13 protein-coding genes are annotated in these 17,146 nt (G+C 70.1%); 6 read left to right on the top strand and 7 right to left on the bottom strand.

Annotation, left to right across the window (positions count from 1 at the left end; all coding sequences use genetic code 11):
- Nucleotides 1-10: 10 nt before the first annotated feature.
- Both ACQP2O_RS24695 and ACQP2O_RS24690 read right to left on the bottom strand, forming a co-directional pair.
- Nucleotides 11-1,612, bottom strand: coding sequence for an FAD-dependent oxidoreductase (locus tag ACQP2O_RS24695; RefSeq protein ID WP_433189590.1), 1,602 nt, complete (start codon nucleotides 1,610-1,612; stop codon nucleotides 11-13).
- 462 nt (nucleotides 1,613-2,074) lie between these two features.
- A complete protein-coding gene (locus tag ACQP2O_RS24690) occupies nucleotides 2,075-2,935 on the bottom strand; it encodes a haloalkane dehalogenase (RefSeq protein ID WP_433189587.1) in 861 nt (286 codons plus the stop codon).
- 234 nt (nucleotides 2,936-3,169) lie between these two features.
- Here ACQP2O_RS24690 and ACQP2O_RS24685 point away from each other — a divergent pair, with 234 nt between their 5' ends.
- The gene (locus tag ACQP2O_RS24685) at nucleotides 3,170-4,555 is read left to right on the top strand and encodes a cytochrome P450 (RefSeq protein WP_433189584.1); all 1,386 of its coding nucleotides are present in this window, start codon (nucleotides 3,170-3,172) and stop codon (nucleotides 4,553-4,555) included.
- A 4-nt stretch (nucleotides 4,556-4,559) separates the two neighbouring features.
- On the opposite strand, the gene ACQP2O_RS24680 is transcribed toward ACQP2O_RS24685, so the two are convergent.
- Nucleotides 4,560-6,944, bottom strand: coding sequence for a xanthine dehydrogenase family protein molybdopterin-binding subunit (locus tag ACQP2O_RS24680; RefSeq protein WP_433189581.1), 2,385 nt, complete (start codon nucleotides 6,942-6,944; stop codon nucleotides 4,560-4,562).
- Nucleotides 6,945-7,159: 215 nt separating this feature from the next.
- On the opposite strand from ACQP2O_RS24680, the gene ACQP2O_RS24675 reads away from it, so the two are divergent.
- The 3 genes from ACQP2O_RS24675 (at nucleotide 7,160) to ACQP2O_RS24665 (ending at nucleotide 11,451) form a co-directional block, all read left to right on the top strand.
- A complete protein-coding gene (locus tag ACQP2O_RS24675; RefSeq protein WP_433189578.1) occupies nucleotides 7,160-9,643 on the top strand; it encodes an ATP-binding protein in 2,484 nt (827 codons plus the stop codon).
- A 138-nt stretch (nucleotides 9,644-9,781) separates the two neighbouring features.
- On the top strand, nucleotides 9,782-10,795 hold the full coding sequence (locus ACQP2O_RS24670; protein ID WP_433189575.1) for a LacI family DNA-binding transcriptional regulator: 1,014 nt from the start codon (nucleotides 9,782-9,784) through the stop codon (nucleotides 10,793-10,795).
- 257 nt (nucleotides 10,796-11,052) lie between these two features.
- The gene (locus ACQP2O_RS24665) at nucleotides 11,053-11,451 is read left to right on the top strand and encodes a hypothetical protein (RefSeq protein WP_433189572.1); all 399 of its coding nucleotides are present in this window, start codon (nucleotides 11,053-11,055) and stop codon (nucleotides 11,449-11,451) included.
- A gap of 49 nt (nucleotides 11,452-11,500) precedes the next feature.
- On the opposite strand, the gene ACQP2O_RS24660 is transcribed toward ACQP2O_RS24665, so the two are convergent.
- Nucleotides 11,501-11,875, bottom strand: coding sequence for a hypothetical protein (locus ACQP2O_RS24660; protein WP_433189569.1), 375 nt, complete (start codon nucleotides 11,873-11,875; stop codon nucleotides 11,501-11,503).
- Nucleotides 11,876-12,362: 487 nt separating this feature from the next.
- Between ACQP2O_RS24660 and ACQP2O_RS24655 the strand changes: the two genes are divergently transcribed.
- Nucleotides 12,363-12,518 (top strand): hypothetical protein, encoded by a 156-nt coding sequence (locus tag ACQP2O_RS24655; RefSeq protein WP_433189566.1) that lies wholly within the window; start codon nucleotides 12,363-12,365, stop codon nucleotides 12,516-12,518.
- 347 nt (nucleotides 12,519-12,865) lie between these two features.
- Here the strand turns inward: ACQP2O_RS24655 and ACQP2O_RS24650 are convergent, their stop codons facing one another.
- Complete coding sequence (locus ACQP2O_RS24650) at nucleotides 12,866-13,498, bottom strand: hypothetical protein (RefSeq protein WP_433189563.1); 633 nt, start codon at nucleotides 13,496-13,498, stop codon at nucleotides 12,866-12,868.
- Nucleotides 13,499-13,664: 166 nt separating this feature from the next.
- Between ACQP2O_RS24650 and ACQP2O_RS24645 the strand changes: the two genes are divergently transcribed.
- Nucleotides 13,665-14,723, top strand: a complete 1,059-nt coding sequence (locus ACQP2O_RS24645; protein WP_433189561.1) for an RICIN domain-containing protein — start codon at nucleotides 13,665-13,667, stop codon at nucleotides 14,721-14,723.
- Between the two features lie 87 nt (nucleotides 14,724-14,810).
- Here the strand turns inward: ACQP2O_RS24645 and ACQP2O_RS24640 are convergent, their stop codons facing one another.
- On the bottom strand, nucleotides 14,811-15,572 hold the full coding sequence (locus ACQP2O_RS24640; protein WP_433189558.1) for an N-formylglutamate amidohydrolase: 762 nt from the start codon (nucleotides 15,570-15,572) through the stop codon (nucleotides 14,811-14,813).
- A gap of 266 nt (nucleotides 15,573-15,838) precedes the next feature.
- On the bottom strand, nucleotides 15,839-16,747 hold the full coding sequence (locus ACQP2O_RS24635) for a hypothetical protein (RefSeq protein WP_433189555.1): 909 nt from the start codon (nucleotides 16,745-16,747) through the stop codon (nucleotides 15,839-15,841).
- Nucleotides 16,748-17,146 lie beyond the last annotated feature (399 nt).

Raw genomic sequence — 17,146 nt, 5'->3', positions numbered from 1 at the left:
CAGAACCGGATCAGTAGCCCCTCACCTGCGGCCAGTGCAGCTCGACGCCCGACCGGACGAGCCGGTCCTGGTAGTCGGCGAGCAGTTCGTCCTTCTTGCGGACGGCGTGCGGCGTCGCGGACGTGTCCAGGCAGAACGCCGCGAGGGTCCCCGCCGCCTCGCCGATGTTCCACTCGACGGGGTGCAGGCGGTAGGCGCCGTTGCTGATGTGGGTGGTGCCGATGTTCTTCGCCGCCGCGAGGAGGTTGTCCATGCGCCGCGGGATCAGGGCGCCGAGCGGGATCTCGAACGGCGAGCAGCCCACGTCGATGTAGTTGTCGCCGCCGGTCGAGGGGTGCAGGTCGATCCGGTACATGCCGATGCCCACCGAGTCGCGGTAGCGGACGGCGCCCTCGTCGCCGCGCAGGGCGAGGGACAGGTCCTGCTCGGGGACGGTGTAGAGGGCGCGGATGCGGCGCGACTCCCGGATGTAGGGGGCCTGGGCGAGGCCGTCGGTGCCTCCGGTGATGTCGCCGCGCAGGCGCAGGCCCGGGTATCCGGTGCCGCCGTCCGGTCGCGGCGCATCGGTCTGCATCCAGTACAGCGCCGATCGCGACAGCTCGCGCGCGGCCTCCCGGTGCCGATCGGCGTCCGGGACGTCGATGATCGAGCCGTCGAAGTAGTCGATCATCGGCCAGTTCACGAGCGTGATGTCGCTGGCGTAGGCGCCGTCCTCGAAGTTGCGCCGCGCGGCGATCCGGCGGAACGTCCACAGGTCCAGGTCACCGCCGAAGCGCCGCTGGTCGCCGAGGACGTCGATCGGGTCGCCGTCGGGGTTGGGGGTGAAGGACCGCTCGACCGGCTCCAGCGTGCGCGGCACCGGCGCCCGCCAGGACAGCAGGCGGTCGCCCCAGAACTCCGGCTGGTACTCCCGCCAGTAGTCGTAGGTCCTCGGCCGCTCGATCGTGTGGTCGCCGTCGACGTGGTCGATGGCGAAGCACACCGAGATGGCCTGCATGTTCTGCGGCTGGGCCTCCGCCGGCGCGCTGGGCTCTCCGGTCTCGGCCTGCGACTCGAAGCCGGTGACGTACTCGGTGCCCGTCAGGGGCAGCAGCTCGCCGGTCTCGGTGGCGTCCAGCACGTACGGGGCGGAGACGGTCACCCGCGCGCCCGTGTCGCGGTGCGCCAGCGTCACGGCGGTCACGCGGTCGCCGTCGACGTCCGCCCCGGCCGGCCGGTACGGCTGGAGAACGCGCAGCCGGCCCGAGCCGCGGTAGGGGGCGAGCATGGCCTCGATGACCGCGAGCGCGACGCGGGGCTCGTGGCAGAGCCGGCTCACCCAGCCCGCGCCGGGGTTCAGCTCGCCCCAGGCGCGAGCCCGCCCGGTGAGGGGGTAGTGGTCGCGGTAGTAGCCGCGGATCCCGTCGCGCAGCGCGCGGTAGCCGGCGGTGACGCCGAAGCGCTCGACCCAGGTGTGCTCGTCGGGCGGCACCGCCTGGCTGGTGAGCTGACCGCCCATCCAGTCGTACTCCTCGGTCAGCACGACCGAACGGCCCGCCTTCAGCAGCGCCAGCGCGGCGGCGACGCCGCCCAGTCCTCCGCCCACGACGAGGACATCGGTGTGAATCTCCATTTGGGGGAAGGCTCGTTTCTTTTCTTAGTCACTTTCAGTGTTCTCGTGATACCGTTCTGTTATCAGCACGCCCCGTGCCCAGGCGACGCGGGGCACCCTCCTCGGTCCGATAGCCGTGCACGCTGGGCCGACAGCGTCCGGAGGGACGTGTCACGCGGGTCGGCGGCTCTGGCCGCCGACACCAGGGCACGAAGACGATTGGCACATGCCCGGCATCCAGCCGGGATGATTCCTGAGGATCTCTCAGGAATCACCTAGCCGATCAGAGACGCTCCTGTGAACGGCCGCCCGCTACTCGGCGACACGCGGGGACGGCGGCGGCCGGTATGCAAGAGGGCGACGTCATCGTGTGGGGATGTGTAACTTTTTGACGTCGCCCCCAGCATACCTCGGGTCGTCACCGTGGGTTGACCGACACCACCTAACGGTGATCAGGGACGTCCCCATCGCCGAGCGGCCGGCTCATCGCAGGTCGTGCTTGTCCACCCAGGCGGAGATGGCCGCGGCGATCGCCTCGGGCTGGTCCTCCTGGACGTGATGCCCGGCGATCCCGTGCCGGGTGATCTCCAGGTTCGCGATGTTCGCGGCGGCCCAGTCGACGCTGTCCGGGCCGGTCATCGCGCCGGGTCCGGGTTCGAAGGCGAGCAGGAGCTTGGGGACGTCGGCGCTGGTCGCCAGCCACTCGTCGTACCGCTCGACTCTGGCCACGATGTCGGCGGGCCGTCCGTCCAGCGGCATCGCCCGCGCCCACTGCAGGAGGGGCCGACGGCTCTCCGGCGTGGGATACGGCCGGCGGTACTCCGCGAGGTCCTCCTCGCTCATAGAGCCGACGACGCTCTTCGGCAGCAACTGGTCGATGAAGGCATTCTGCTCCAGGATCAGGGCCTCCCCCGCCCCCGGAGTCTTGATCGTCTCGAACAGCCCGCGGCCGGCCTCGGGGAACTCCGGTCCGTACATCGGCTTCAGGATCGTCTCGGCGAAGGCGACCCCGCGGACCCGGCCGGGATGACGGGCGGCCCAGTCGAAGGCGAGCGCACCGCCCCAGTCATGGCCGATCAGCACGACGCTCTCGAGGCCGAGGGCGTCGAACCACGCGTCCAGGTACCGAGCGTGGTCATCGAAGGTGTAGTCGATGTCCGGCTTGCCGGAATCACCCATGCCGATCAGGTCCGGGGCCAGACGCCGGCCCCGGTCACCGACGGCGGGCAGGATGTTCCGCCAGAGATACGACGATGTCGGGTTCCCGTGCAGGAACACCATCGGGACGCCCGTTCCGATCTCCCGGTAGAAGATCGTCGAGTCGAGAACGCGCTGGGTGGGCATGGCAGGACCTCTCCGTCATCGATTGCGACTCGCCTGAGTCAGTTGACTAACTTACACGAAAACGGCGCGACCGGAATACCGCATCGCACTGGTAGATGACGATCACCAGCTGTAATCTCTTGGCCTCACGAGAGCCCCCTGGGATCCTCGCCGTCCGATCCCCCGTGCCCGGTGGACGCAGGCGCGCCGGTCGTTACGCCGAGTCCCCGCCCCCCGTTCCGAACAGGAGTCCGCGTGACCTCCGATTCCTCCGCCACCGGTCCCTCGTCGCCGCCGCCGGGCTGCCCGGCCCACTCCGGCTCCGCCCCGTTGTACGGGCCGGAGTTCGCCGCCGACCCCGCACGGACCTACTCCCAGTTGCGCCGGCACGGCGCCGTCGCGCCGGTCGAGCTCGCGCCCGGCGTGCCGGGCATGCTCGTCATCGGCTACGAGGCCGCGCTGGAGGTGCTGCGCGACCCGATCACGTTCCCGAAGGACCCCCGCCGCTGGCAGGCGACCGTCCCGCCCGACTGCCCGCTCCTGCCGATGATGGGCTACCGGCCGAACGCCCTGTTCAGCGACGGCAGCGTCCACGCGCGCCTGCGGGCGGCGGTGACCGACAGCCTGGCGCGCGTCGACCCGAACCTCCTGCGGGGCTACGTCGAGAGCAGCGCCGATCTGCTCATCGCGCGGTTCGCGCCGAACGGCGAAGCCGATCTGATCACCGAGTACGCCCGCGTCCTGCCGCTGTACGTGTTCAACTCGCTGTTCGGCTGCCCGACGACGATCGGCGACCGCCTGGTGGAGGGCATGAGCGGGATCTTCGACGGCGTCGACCCGGAGAAGTCCAACGTGATCCTCGGCGAGGCCCTCATGGAGCTGGTGGCCCTCAAACGCTCCCAGCCGGGCGCGGACGTGACCTCCTGGCTGATGGCCCATCCGACGCGGCTGACGGACGAGGAGATGCTGCACCAGCTCGTCACCCTCCTCGGAGGCGGGACCGAGCCCGAGCAGAACCTGATCGCCAACACGATGCTGCTCCTGCTGTCCGACGACCGTTTCGCCGGTGACCTGTCGGGCGGCAGCCTGCCCGTCGAGGACGCCCTCGACGAGGTGCTCTGGACGGACCCGCCCATCGCCAACTACGCGGCGACCTATCCCCGGCAGGACGCCGAGCTCGCCGGGGTCCGGCTGCCCGCGGACCAGCCCGTCGTCATCAGCTTCGCCGCCGCGAACACCGACCCGTCGCTCGTGACGGATCGCCGGGCGGGCAACCGGGCGCACCTGGCATGGGGTGCCGGGCCGCACACCTGCCCGGCACAGGGCCACGGACGCCTCATCGCCTCCATCGCGGTCGAGAGCCTTCTCGACGGCGTCCCCGACATGGAGCTCGCGGTTCCCGCCGACCGGCTGGAGTGGCGGCCGGGGATGTTCCACCGCGCGCTGACCGCGCTGCCGGTCCGCTTCCCGCCCACATCGGTGTCGTCCCAGCCGGCCCCGGCCCCGGCGATGAGCCGACCGGAGACGCCCGCCCCGTCGGCGCCGGTACCACCGGCCAGTGCACCGCCACAGGCCGCCGCGGCCGGCGCGGAACGCCCCCGATGGTGGAACTCCCTGGTCGGCTGGTGGCGCGGGCGCTGACGCCTCAGGGCCCGTTGCCGGCGCCGCGGAGGGCCGTCCAGACCCGGGCGGGGGTCAGCGGGACCTCCCCGATGAAGACATCGAACGCGGCGAGAGCGTCGCTGACGGCGTTGGCGATCGCCGCCGGTGGCGCGATCGCCCCGCTCTCACCCACCCCCTTCACGCCGTGGACCGTGTGCGGGGACGGCGTCTCGAGGTGATGAACGCGGATGCGCGGGACGTCCGACACGCCTGGCAGGAAGTAGTCGGTCAGTGAGGTCGCCCGGGGCCGGCCGTCGCCGTCGTAGACCAGCTCCTCCAGGAGCGCGGTCCCGATGCCCTGGGCGACTCCGCCGACGATCTGATCGTCCACGATGAGGGGGTTGACGACGGTCCCGCAGTCCTCGGCGACCGCGTAGTCGAGGACCCGGACCAGCCCGGTGTCGAGGTCCACCTCGACCACGGCGGCGTGCGTCGCGTACGTGAAGGCGCCCGTCTGCACGTCCGGCCGGTAGTGGCAGGTGGCCTCCAGCCCCGGCTCGATCTCGGCCGGGACGCGTTCGGGGCGGAGGAGGAAGGTCCGGGCCAGCTCCCGCAGGGTGATCGACGCGTCGGAGCCGGCGATCCGGCCGTCGGCGAACCGCAGCTCGTCGGCCGGGCGGTCGAGCAGGGCCGCGGCGGCCCGGCGTACCTTCGCCGCGAGCGTGGTCGCCGCGCCGTGCGCGGCGCCGCCGGCCATGACGATGCTGCGCGAGGAGAACGTCCCGTCCCCGCGCGGGGTCAGGGCGGTGTCGCCCTGCACGACGGCGACGGCGCCCGGATCGACGTCGAACACCTCGCCCACCACCTGGGCGAGACAGGTCTCCAGCCCCTGGCCCAGCTCCTTGATCCCGCAGGCCACGGTGAGCCTCCCGGTGGCGTCCAGGACGACGCGGGCGCTCTCCGTCCCGAACGTGACGGGTATGCCCCGGTTGACCCACTCCGCGACGCCGTGCGCCGTCTGCTCGGTGAACGCGGCGTACCCGATGCCGATCCGGGTGCGTTCCCCCGGGTCCGTCTGCCGCTGCCGGCATCGCCAGGCGTTGTGCCCGATGAGCTTCACCGCCTGGCGTACGGCCTCCGGGTAGTCACCGCTGTCGTAGACCCTGCCGGCCACCGAGGTGTAGGGCATCTGCTCCGGGCGCACCATGTTCCGGACGCGCAGGTCGTACGGCTCGGCGCCCAGGCGGCGTGCCAGCTCGTCGACGGTGCGCTCGATCGCGAAGCAGGCCACCGGACGGCTGACTCCGCGGTACGGGCCCAGTGGGGCCTTGTTCGTCGCGACCGTCGTGCTCGTGAACCGGTAGTCGCGGATCCGGTACGGGCCGGGGATCATCGCCGCGGCCATGGTCGCGTCCATCGACGCGGTCCAGGGCCAGATGGAGTACGCGCCGGCGTCGGCGACGATCTCCGCTTCGACGGCGAGGATCGCACCGCTCGCGGAGGCGTGGGCCGTGACCCGTATGCGATGGCCGTGCGCCTGGGTCGCGGCGACGAGGTGCTCCCGGCGACTCTCCACCCACCGGATCGGATGGCCGCACCGGAGCGCCGCGGCCGCGATCGCCAGCTCCTCCGGATACAGGGACACTTTGGCGCCGAAGCCCCCGCCGACGTCCGGCGCGATCACCCGGAGGCGCCGAACCTCCGGCTCGAGCCGCTCGGCGAGAGCGTCGCGGAGGACGTGGGGGAACTGCGTGGCGGAGTAGACGACCAGCTGGTCCATGCCGGGGTCGTAGTGGGCGATGACGCCCCGGCACTCCAGGGGCGCGCAGGACTGCCGGGCGATGCGGTACTCCCGCGTGATCGACACGTCCGCCGCCCGCGCGGCGGCCTCCACGTCGCCGAAGGAACGCGCGACGCGGACGTAGACGTTGTCGGGCCAGGACTCGTGCACGAGCGCCGGCCGCTCGGCGAGGGCCTGGTCGAGGTCGCTGACGGCCGGGAGGGCCTCGATCCGCACGTCGACGCGGTCGGCGAGGTCCGCCGCGGCCGCCCGGTCATCGCCCAGGACCATCGCGATCGGCTCGCCGACGTAACGCACCGTGTCCGTCGCCAGCGGTGGATAGGCGGCGGCGCGGAAGCCCGGCAGGGCGCCGGTGGCGGCCACGGGACGCGCCGACGCGCCCAGGTCGGCGGCGGTCCAGCAGGCGCCGGACGGGGTGTCCGAGGGCGGCCGCACGTCGAGCAGCCGGCCGTGCGCCACGGGACTGCGCACGAAGACCGCGTCCCGCATGCCGGGCAACGCGATGTCCGCGAGAAAGCGGGCCTGGCCGCGAAGGTGGCGGGCGTCCTCGACGCGGAGGCGCGCGGCGCCGATGCCGTACTGGGACCGCGACGCGACGTATGGTCTCGCCGAGCGCGCATCGGTCATGCCGTCCTCCTCGGCCACCGGACGACCGAGGCGTGTCGTCCGGCGACGCCCCGGCACCGGGGCGCACGGCCGGGGCCGGCCTGGGTGCGGGACTCGGCGCGGACCGCGTCGTTCATCCCCGCGGGACGCCGCAGTAGATCTCGGATCACGCCTGGTAAATTGTACCGTACAGTGAGTGATCAACGGGATTGCCGACTTCGATCGATCGTGTGTCCATGACGTGCGCCGATTGGGAACGACCGACACGCCGGCGCAAGGGCAATCTTCCGGCCGACGTGACGAGTTTCGTCGGACGCAGAGACCTGTTGGCCGAGGTCCGGCGTCTGCTGTCGCAGGCACGGCTGGTGACGCTCACCGGCGTCGGCGGGGTCGGCAAGACCCGGCTGGCGCTCCGGGTCGCGGCCGATCTCGATCGATCCTTCGCGGACGGCGCGTGGCTGGTCCAGCTCGCCGGGCTGGAGGACCCCGAGCTCGTCGCCCTGACGGCCGCCGTCACGGTGGGCGCCTGTGACCACTCGACGCGGCAGCCCCTCGCGAGTCTCACGCAGTACCTCGAGGACCGGCGGCTGCTCCTGGTCCTGGACAACTGCGAGCACCTCCACGACACCTGCGCCTCGGTGGTCGACGTCCTTCTCCGGCACTGCCCGGACGTGCGGGTCCTCGCCACCAGCCGGCAGTCGCTCGGTATCGCCGGAGAGCACATCCTCATCGTGCCGCCGATGTCGGTTCCCCCGCTCGATCACGAGCCGCAGGCGGCCGACCTCACCCAGAGCGAGGCCGTGGCGCTGTTCCTCGACCGCGCCGAATCGGTGGTGGGCGGCTTCCGGACCGACACGGGATCGCACGTCACGGCGGCCCGGATCTGCCGGCGCCTGGACGGGATCCCCCTCGCGATCGAACTCGCGGCCGTACGGCTGCGCGCCCTGTCGGCCCAGCAGATCCTCGACCGGCTCACGAACCGGTTCGAGCTGCTCTCCTCCGGCTACCGGACCGCGGTGCCCCGCCAGCAGACCCTGCGTGCGCTGATCGACTGGAGTCACGCGCTGTGCTCCGTGCCGGAGCAGGTGCTGTGGGCACGGCTGTCGGTGTTCGCCGAGCGCTTCGACATCGAGGCCGTCATGGCGGTGTGCGCCGACGAGACGTTGCCGCCGGAAGCGCTGCACGATCTGCTGTCCTCCCTGGTCGACAAGTCGATCGTGCTGCGTGAGCCGCACGGGGATCAGGTGCGGTTCGTGCTGCTGGAGACGCTCCGCGAGTACGGGCAGGAACGATTGGCCGAGTCCGGTGAGCTGCCGATGCTGCGGCGGCGGCACCGAGACTGGTACCAGCGGATCGCCGAGCGCTCCGAGCGGGAGTGGTTCGGTCCGGCACAGCTGGAATGGCTGGCCCGCCTGCGGTCGGAGCTGGCCAACCTGCGTTCCGCGCTGAACTTCAGCCTCGCCGAGGGTGGCGATGTGACGGCGGGACTGACCATCGCGGCCGCCCTGCGCTTCTACTGGGTCGGCGGTGGCCTGCTCCACGAAGGCCGGCACTGGCTCGGCCGCCTGCTCGCCGCCGACACGGCATCCGGCTCGGCCCGGCTGAAAGGCCTCTACGTCGACGCCTACCTGGCCCTGTTGCTCAGCGACCGGGCCGCCGCGATCGACCGGATGCGCGAGGTCGACGCGCTCGTCCAGGAGTTCGGCGGCGATTCTCTCCCCGAGGCCGATGCCGGCTATATCGCGCAGGTCCTCGGCCTGACGGCGCTGTTCGGCGGCGACTCCACCGACGCGGCGCCGCTCTGCGAGCAGGCGCTCGCCCATCACGAGGTCGCCGGCGACGCGGCCGGGGCGATCCACGACAAGATCGAGCTGGGCCAGGCCCTGTCCCTGCTGGACGCGCACGACCGCGCCCGGGAGCTGTACGAGGAGTGCCTGGCCGAATGCGTCGCCTGCGGCGAGCGCTGGCTCCGGTGCCTGGCCCTGTACGCTCTCGCGATCGCGCTGTCGCGTCAGGGTGAGCACCGGCGAGCCGTCGCCGCCGCGCACGAGAGCGTCCTGCTCAAACGGCCGTTCAACGACGCCGTCGTCAGCGGCCTGGCCGTCGAGGTGATGGCCTGGAGCACCGTCGCGGACGACCGGGCCGAGCGCGGCGCGCGCCTGCTGGGCGCCGCGGAGGCGATCCTGCAAGCGATCGGGGCACGCCTGTCGACGTTCGAGCATCTCGTCGCCGGGCACGAGAAGGCGGTGGCGACGGCGCGCCGCGCGTTGGGGGACACCGCCTACGAGACCGCCTTCCGCGAGGGCGCGGAGCGCACGAGGGAGGAGGCGCTCGACTACGCGCTGGAGGCCACGGCCGACCGGCACGGCGCCCAGGGGCACCCTCGCGCGGTCACTCGCTCCGAGGCCGGTGCGTACCGCACCGACGACGTGTCGCCGGCCCGCCCCCGGCCTCCCGCCGGCGGGGAATCCGTGCCCGGGCCTGCCGCCACCGTCGGCGCCCTGACCCGGCGTGAGTGGCAGATCGCCGAGCTCGTCGCCGCCGGCATGCGCAACCGTGACATCGCCGCGGAACTGGTGATCGCCGTCCGTACGGCAGAGGGCCATACTCAGAACATCCTCAAGAAGCTGGGCTTCACCTCGCGCTCCCAGATCGCCGCCTGGGTCACGGCGCAGCGGGAGGATGCCGCCGACCGTCCAGGAGGCGAGACGCCACCGTGAAGTCTCGACTCACGACCATCGGACCGCCGCCAGCTGCCTCCTGACCTGAAACGTTTTCGGTGGCGTAAGCTTTTATTCTCGGCCTGTCAACGACGTTCATGAGCGATCATCTCGGCGGCTACCGAAAAGGGTTTCTCCTTGCCAGCTCAGCGACCACGAGCGGTCACGATCACGGATGTCGCGGCGCGGGCCGGGGTGTCCATCGCGACGGCCTCGAAGGCGATCAACGGCCGGGCGCAGGTCCGCGCCGAGACCCGGGAGCGCGTTCTCCAGGCCGCCGAGGAGCTGGGGTTCCGGCCCAACGCCATCGCCCGCAGCCTCCTGTCCGGGCAGAGCCGGATGGTGGGACTGCTCACGAGCGACAGTGTCGGGCGATTCGGCATCCCGGTGCTGTTCGGCGCCGAGGACGCCTTCGGGGTCGGCGAGATGGCCGTTCTGCTCTGCGACGCCCGCGGCGACTCCATCCGCGAGCAGCATCACCTGCGCACGCTGCTGAGTCACCGGGTCGACGGGCTCATCGTCGTCGGCCAGAGCACCGACCCGCGCCCCTCGCTCAGCCGGGGCCTGCCGGTCCCCGTCGTCTACGCGTACGCCCCGTCCGAGGACCCCGGCGACGTCTCGTTCGTGCCGGACGACGTCGGCGGCGCGCGGCTCGCCGTCGAGCACCTGCTGGCCTTGGGACGCCGCCGGATCGCCCACATCACGGGGCCGGTCGACTACCAGGCCGCCCTCGACCGGGCCGCCGGCGTACGAGCGGCCCTGGAGGACGCCGGGCTGACGCTCTGCGGCCAGGCGTGGCACGGCGCGTGGTCCCAGCGGTGGGGGCGGCAGGCCGCGGAGATGGTGTTCCGGACCGACCCGGAGCCCGATGCCGTGGTGTGCGGCAACGACCAGATCGCCGCCGGTTTCATCGACGCGGCCCGCGAACGCGGCCGTCGCGTGCCCGACGACGTGGCGGTCGTCGGCTACGACAACTGGGAGGTGCTGGCCGCCGAGACCAGGCCCCCGCTGACCACCGTCGACATGAACCTGGAGAGTCTCGGCCGCACGGCGGCGCAGCAGCTGTTCGCCGCGATCGACGGCGGCGCCACCCCGGGCGTCCACCGGATGCCGTGTCGTCTGATCATCCGCGACTCCACGGCCCCGGCCTGACCCTGTGCCGCTCGAAAATTCGGTTTCGCGCAGTGACCTAACGCCTGGCACGCCGTGTGTCGGCGCGCTCTGGACGTCCTTCGCGCGGGCTGAACGGCGCGGAGTGACTTGGACGCCCGCTCATGCCGTTGTCGTACACGTCTGGCCACGGCCGGGGCTGGGCGCAGCGTTTCCTCCCTTGATCGGCGGAACGGGCGCGTTGAACGATGTTGGGAGCGTGCCGCCTCACACGGGTATCTATCCCGTATCGTGTCCGCATGCCGGGCGATGACCGTGTCATTGGGGACGATCCGCTTGTCAACGGAATGGCCCTATCCCTCCGGCTGCGGCGCGACTTCACCGTGACCGACGCCGGTCGTCTCCTAACGGTCGCGCGCCGGATCTACCGCGAACTCAATCCGGACGCGAGCGCCGCCGAAGCCTCCGGGACGGTGACCTGCGCCGCGGACGCGCTGTTCGTCATTCTTGAGCATGTCGGTCTGCTCGGCGACGCAGCCGACAGCCGACTTTCCGGTCATGCCGCCGACGGACTGGCGGTCGGTGGGTGGGGTGCGCGGATCGTGATCGACGAACCGGCTCCCTTGTTGCCGGGACCTCGGAGTAACTGTCTTCGTGGTGACGTCTTCGCGCTTCCGCCCAGCGACAACGAAGACTGACCGCGGCGCAGACATCCGAGCCTTCGGCGCGTCTTGCTGCGCGCTGCCGTCACGACCGGGGCGGGTGAGATTGGCCTAGTAGGTCTGTCGCACCCGCACGACTCGTGTCTGCGAGCTGCGTCGCTGCCCAGTTGCGGATCGCGGCGACGAACTCCTCGGGTGCGTCGGACTCCACGTAGGTGCCGGCGCCCTCGACGATCACGGTCTTGTGGTCGGTGAAGGTCGCTTCCAGGCGTTCGCGCTCCTGGGGACGGAAGGCGATGTCGGCGTCACCCCACACGATCAGTGTCGGCAGGTGGGCAATGTCCGCAAGGCCGGCCTCGACCTCGGCGAAGAAGGCCCGGCTGGCCAGGACTCGGCCGGGGAGTGCGGCAGAGGCCTGGCGCCGCTCGGGGGTGTCCAGAGCCCGGCGGTATTGGGTCATCTCGGCTACGGTCGGCTTCCGCCGCCGGTGGCCTGTGGCCCGCTACCGGGACCCGATCGACGGCCTCCCCGGCATCGCGACCAACCTGCTCGCCGACCGGCTCCGCCGCCTGGCGGGGCCGGACAACGGGCGTGGCTTTCCCCTGCCCCAACCCGGATCTGCCCGAGTAACCAGCGCGCCCTCGGGAACGTGCCTCGAGCCCACGACACCCTCATCCGCCGCGGAGCGGTATACCTGGCTGTCGTTGAAAGATCGAGCGCCGTGCGAGTTCACATACGCTTCTGAGGTGATCGAAATCGGCTCGAGGGCGCGCAAACTTCCAGCCCCACCGTCAGTGGTCTGGGAGTCGCTTATGGAGCCTCATCGGCAGGGATCTCGGCCATGGCTGAACCTGCTCTCCGATGAAGTAGAGCCGAGGGTCTTGGATGCCGAAAAGCCCAACCGGGTCGTATGGTCATCGCTTTGGCCAAGTAGACCCAACGACCAGGTGCACTTCGAACTGACGGCCGCGGGCGGCGAGACCTCACTGAAGTTCACCCTGCTCACTCCCGATGAAACTCCTGATCAGAGCAAGACCGGGCACCTTCGGCGGCGACTCAACCACCTGCTCTTCGCCGACCTTCGGTTCTCTTACGGTCAGTGACCGCACGCCGCAGATGCCCGGGAGTAAAATCCGGGCTAAATGAGCAACGACTGCAGATGGCCGTTGCAGTAGACGAACTCGCTTGCCTTCGGGAGACTTGTATACGTCACGATCGTCGCGAGATTGACCGGGTTGGGGGCAGTGTGTCGTTTAAGTACTACCTCTACGTTAGTGACGCCAAAATCGACATGCTCCTGCGCTTGTAGTGGTCCTTCCGGAGCGGTGCAGAGCCTGGAGACAGTAACGGACGTCCGGCTCACGGCGTGAGCCGGACGTGCGCGGCGATCGGCGTCGCCGCCGATGTCACACCACCACCTCGGGCGGGTCCGTCTCGGCGGCCTCGCGGATCAAGCGGGCGGGGAGTCGAAGTGCACGTTCTTGCCGGTCCCCACGCGCTCTCCGTCGTTGTTCCCCCACCCGTCGGGGCCGTCGTTGTAGCGGTAGAACCAGCCGATCATGTACCAGTTTTCGTATCCGCCGTCCCCCCAGATCCGGAACTCTCCGTGGTCGAACATCCAGACACCGAAGACGTCCCCGTTGAAGGTGAAGGAGGTGTAGGCCGCCACGCCCTGCAGTTTGCCGGCAAGGCAGCCGCTGTTCAGGTTGCAGACGATCACGTTGTAGTGCTGATGACCGGCGTACCACGCTGTGTTGGCGGCGTTCTCGACCATCTCCTGCTGGGTGGTAGAGGACTTCACCCAGCTTCGGATCGAGTTGCCGAGCTGGACGAGATCGATGTTGAAGTTGACGCCGACGCTGGGGCCGCCACCGCCACCGCCGACCGGGTCGTCCACTGCCATGACCTTGACAGCGGAATCCGCTCGGCGCACGGCAGGGGCAGAGTGCCGGCCGCCGGTGGTGGCAGGCCGGGCATGAGACGCCGCGGTGGTAGGGGCGGCTGCGGGGGCGAGGGCCCAGATGCCGAACCCCGCTGCGGTCAGGGCCGCCGTCGCGACGGACAGCCGGAAGAACTTGCTCATGACGAACTCCTCGTAAGAAAGGATGTGACGGCTTGCTGCGCCCTCCCAGCAGTAGTCGTGGCGGACAGTGTCCAGCTGTCCGGAGCAGTGTCCGACCAGGAGAACTCCGGACAGAAGCGATGTCCGGCCGCTCGGTGACGCTTGACCGGCAAGGGCGGTCGCGCTGATGGCCAGGAAGTCCGAGTGGGGCGAATTGCGCGGGGAGTGGGTCGAGTACAACACGCTCGCCAAGGCTCTACGGGAGCTGACAGACGAGCACGGCCTGTCGGTGCGACGGGTGGCCGAGCGGATGCCGGGCTACGGCAAGAGTTCGGTCTCGGCCAACCTGAACGGGGAACGATGCCCGGACTGGCCGTTCATCGAGGCGTTCGTGAAGGCCTGCACCGGCGGTGACGACCATGGACGGCAGATCCACCTGAATGCGATTAAACCGTTGTGGGAAGCAGCCTCGGCCTCCAAGCAGCCGCTCACGCCCGCCCAATCCCCCGGCGACCTTCAGTTCGCCAATGAGCGAAGCGCCGGACTGCCGGCAGCAGCACCCGCCGACGCACTGGACACCGGCAACCAACCTGATATCTCGGTGCCGGATCCTTCCACCGCGATCGGTCCGGACGCCGGTCAGCCGGTCAGCCGGTCTTGGCGTCCGCCGAAGCGGCCCATGATTGTCCTGCTCATCGCACTGACAGGGGCGGCTGCGACGGCAGTGGTGATGGGAGCCGTTGAGCTCCACGGTCACACGTTCACACTCGGCCCTGAGACATCGCCCCCGATCGGATACGGCGGAGTAGCCAGGATTCACTCCGCCAACGGCTTGGCGATCGATGACGTCCAGACTCACACGCAGGCAGGCAACTACCCCCGCGCCGCACAGCCCAACGCAACCGACTCCCAACGCTGGGCCATCTGGTTCGGAACAAGGGCCGGCCTCCCCGACGAGCGGCAGGCTCTCATCGAGACCTACAGAACCGATGGTGTAGCGAAATTCGCCCAAGGCGCCGTCATCGACCATTCGCCCACCGGCACGACCACCCTCACCGTGAACGAACGTTCCCCCAGCCAACGTTGGACGTTCCACCCAGCAGACGGCAACTGGTACCTCATCACCGATGATCAGCAGACCTGCCTCACAGCCGTGCAAGGCGGCGCTCCCCTCCAGGTCCGCACCTGCGACGGTGGCCCCGGCCAGCGGTGGAAGCTCACAGACATCACCAACGGCCGCGTCTAACCGCCCTCGCTAGCACGGGCCTGCGAGTGCTCACAGGATCGCGGAACCTACAGCGGCGGCGGGGCAGGGCGGCATGAACGGGCCCATTCAGCGGCGGCGCCCGGTCGTGACCACCGCGTCGACAAGGTTCGTGATTGCGTGTACGACCGCTGTGATGCCCTCGCCGGGGGCTCCTCCGGGTTCGGCCATGTAGAGGTCTCGGCGGATCTCGATCATCAGTGCCATTACCGCCTTGGCCTGCTGGTGATGCTTGAGCGGGACATAACTACCGGCGAAGGGGGTGTTCACGCCAAGGTCGTCGAAGCACGAGAACGCCTCCACCGCGGCCTCACGCAGCCAGCCAGGAGTGTGAAAGGAGTCGACGCCCAGACAAATGGCAGGCCGGTCGCCTGTCGCGTGCAACTCATACGGCAAGGCGCGGCTGGGATAGGAATGCAGGTCAAGGATCACCGCGTGGCCCGTCGCGGCCACGCGGGCGTCCACCAAAGCGGCCATGGCGGCGGCGTAAGGGCGGTAGTGCCGAGCAAGCAGGTCCTCCACGTGGTCGGGATCCTCGGCACGCAGCCTCGCACCGTGCGAGGTGCACAGATACACCGCGCCCATGCCCACCGCTCGCATTTCCTCGCGCTCGTCGGGAAACCGCTCGGGGTCGATGACCAGCCGGGACAGCCGGTTACTGAACATCCACGGGGCCAGGTCGGCGCCCTTGGCGGCACGAGTGGCGATGAGCCCGGTGTGCGCGTCGGTCATGTGGTCCAACTCGCCGGACAACGCGGCATCATCGAGCAGGATCCTCTCGCGAGCATGAGCGGTCAAAGCGCGGGATCCATGCGGAACATGCAGGATCACTGGGGACCCACCGTCCCCGACCGTGACCTCGAAGCCCACCCCGGATCCGTTCGGACCCACACCGATCACCAGCCTGATCCCGCCGAAGCAGCCGACTCGCGCACATCGACACCAACCCCGCCCGGCGCCAATGATCGCGACCAGGCTCCAGCCCACCACATCCTGGCCCGGTAGCGCAGCACCCGGAATGGCGATCCCCGCCAATCGACCCGCCACCCGGTCGGGACCATGTCCGCCCCGAATACGGGGGAGGTCCACTCCCGTCGTTACCTCAGCGGGCCGCTGAACATGGCGAATGGCTCGCTTTTGAAGGAATCCGGTGGCATCGATCCCACCGCGATGGTGGCGGAGGTTCCAGGCACGGCCGCCATCGCGGTGACGTCCTCGCTGTCTTTGGGCGCCGCACCGACGCACCATCGTTCCCGATCGAAGTAGAGGTAGCGGTCGCCGGAGCCGGCGTCCCCGGTGGGCGCGAGGAGTCGTAGGCGTCCCGCGGTGTCGGCGGCCGCGTACGCGTGCCGTTCGACCGGCTGACCCGGCAGGGGTGCGGGGAACGCGTTTGCGCTCCAGCGGCGACCGTTCCAGTGTGCCACCTGGAGCCGCGAGGACGTGCAGACCAAGACAGGTGTGGCATCGTGCATTTGCGCCTTCTCTGTGGAGGCGCACGCATATTCCGGCAGCCACGCGTTGCCGGGAGAGGAGGCAACGACGGCTCCGGCCACAGTGCCCGCCGAGGGCAACACCGTGCGCAGCCACCGACGGCCGTCCCAGTGCGCGGCCAGCGGCCGCCGGTCGTCGGTGCCGGTGGCCCATACGTCGGACGCCGACCCCACGGTCAACCGGTCTACGCCGCAGCCTCGTGCGCACGGCAGCGACTGACGACGCCATCGACGGCCGTCCCAGCGCAGCAGCGTGGAATGCCTCGGTAGCTCAATTTCTATCCCGGGGAAGTAGTTCAGCCAGACAGGCCCGCCGGGGGCAGCCGTCAACCGCAACTCATCGGCCGGGCCGGCTCCAGGCAGCGCGCTGAACGGAACAGGTCGCCAGGACCTGCCATCCCAGTGAAAGACCTGGTTGCCGCCATGAACCAGGTCGCCTCCGGCGGCCCAGACATCGGTGGCCGATACCGCCGCCACGTCCTTGAGCAGAACCGACGAGGGCAGCCCCTCGGTCATCTCCGTCCAGCGGCTTCCATCCCAGCGGACCGCGTACGGATGGCTGGGCGTACCGGCCTGTCCGGTCCCGGTATGTCCCACGGCGAACACGGCATGCGCATCGGCCGCAGACACATCGTCCAGGCCGCCGATGCCCCGAAGCGGCAGTCTCGCCATCCGGTGCCAGGCAGGCGCGCCACCTGGTACCGGAGACACACCGGTCACGCCGCTGGACTTGGCCGACCGGTCGTGCCCCGAACCGCACGCCGTGACCGCACCCGTGATAATTACCGTCACGACGACGCGGGCGCTAACACGACAACTCCGTCGAGACATCCGCTCCCGCCGCGACTCGGTGCAGTTGCACGAGGTGATCGAGGCAGTGCTCGCCGACGGACTCGTCGGCCAGGCCCACACCGC

Origin of the sequence: Actinoallomurus sp. CA-150999, assembly GCF_050942425.1 — a bacterium.
GTDB lineage: Bacteria > Actinomycetota > Actinomycetes > Streptosporangiales > Streptosporangiaceae > Actinoallomurus.
This window is presented reverse-complemented; position numbering and strand designations above follow the sequence as displayed.

What these genes read in the sequence shown, in the direction of transcription:
- ACQP2O_RS24680 (WP_433189581.1), bottom strand. Translation starts at nt 6,944, where the DNA reads ATGACCGATGCGCGCTCGGCGAGACCATACGTCGCGTCGCGGTCCCAG.
- ACQP2O_RS24665 (WP_433189572.1), top strand. Translation starts at nt 11,053, where the DNA reads ATGCCGGGCGATGACCGTGTCATTGGGGACGATCCGCTTGTCAACGGA.
- ACQP2O_RS24695 (WP_433189590.1), bottom strand. Translation starts at nt 1,612, where the DNA reads ATGGAGATTCACACCGATGTCCTCGTCGTGGGCGGAGGACTGGGCGGC.
- ACQP2O_RS24650 (WP_433189563.1), bottom strand. Translation starts at nt 13,498, where the DNA reads ATGAGCAAGTTCTTCCGGCTGTCCGTCGCGACGGCGGCCCTGACCGCA.
- ACQP2O_RS24690 (WP_433189587.1), bottom strand. Translation starts at nt 2,935, where the DNA reads ATGCCCACCCAGCGCGTTCTCGACTCGACGATCTTCTACCGGGAGATC.
- ACQP2O_RS24635 (WP_433189555.1), bottom strand. Translation starts at nt 16,747, where the DNA reads ATGACCGAGGGGCTGCCCTCGTCGGTTCTGCTCAAGGACGTGGCGGCG.
- ACQP2O_RS24660 (WP_433189569.1), bottom strand. Translation starts at nt 11,875, where the DNA reads ATGACCCAATACCGCCGGGCTCTGGACACCCCCGAGCGGCGCCAGGCC.
- ACQP2O_RS24645 (WP_433189561.1), top strand. Translation starts at nt 13,665, where the DNA reads ATGGCCAGGAAGTCCGAGTGGGGCGAATTGCGCGGGGAGTGGGTCGAG.
- ACQP2O_RS24675 (WP_433189578.1), top strand. Translation starts at nt 7,160, where the DNA reads ATGACGTGCGCCGATTGGGAACGACCGACACGCCGGCGCAAGGGCAAT.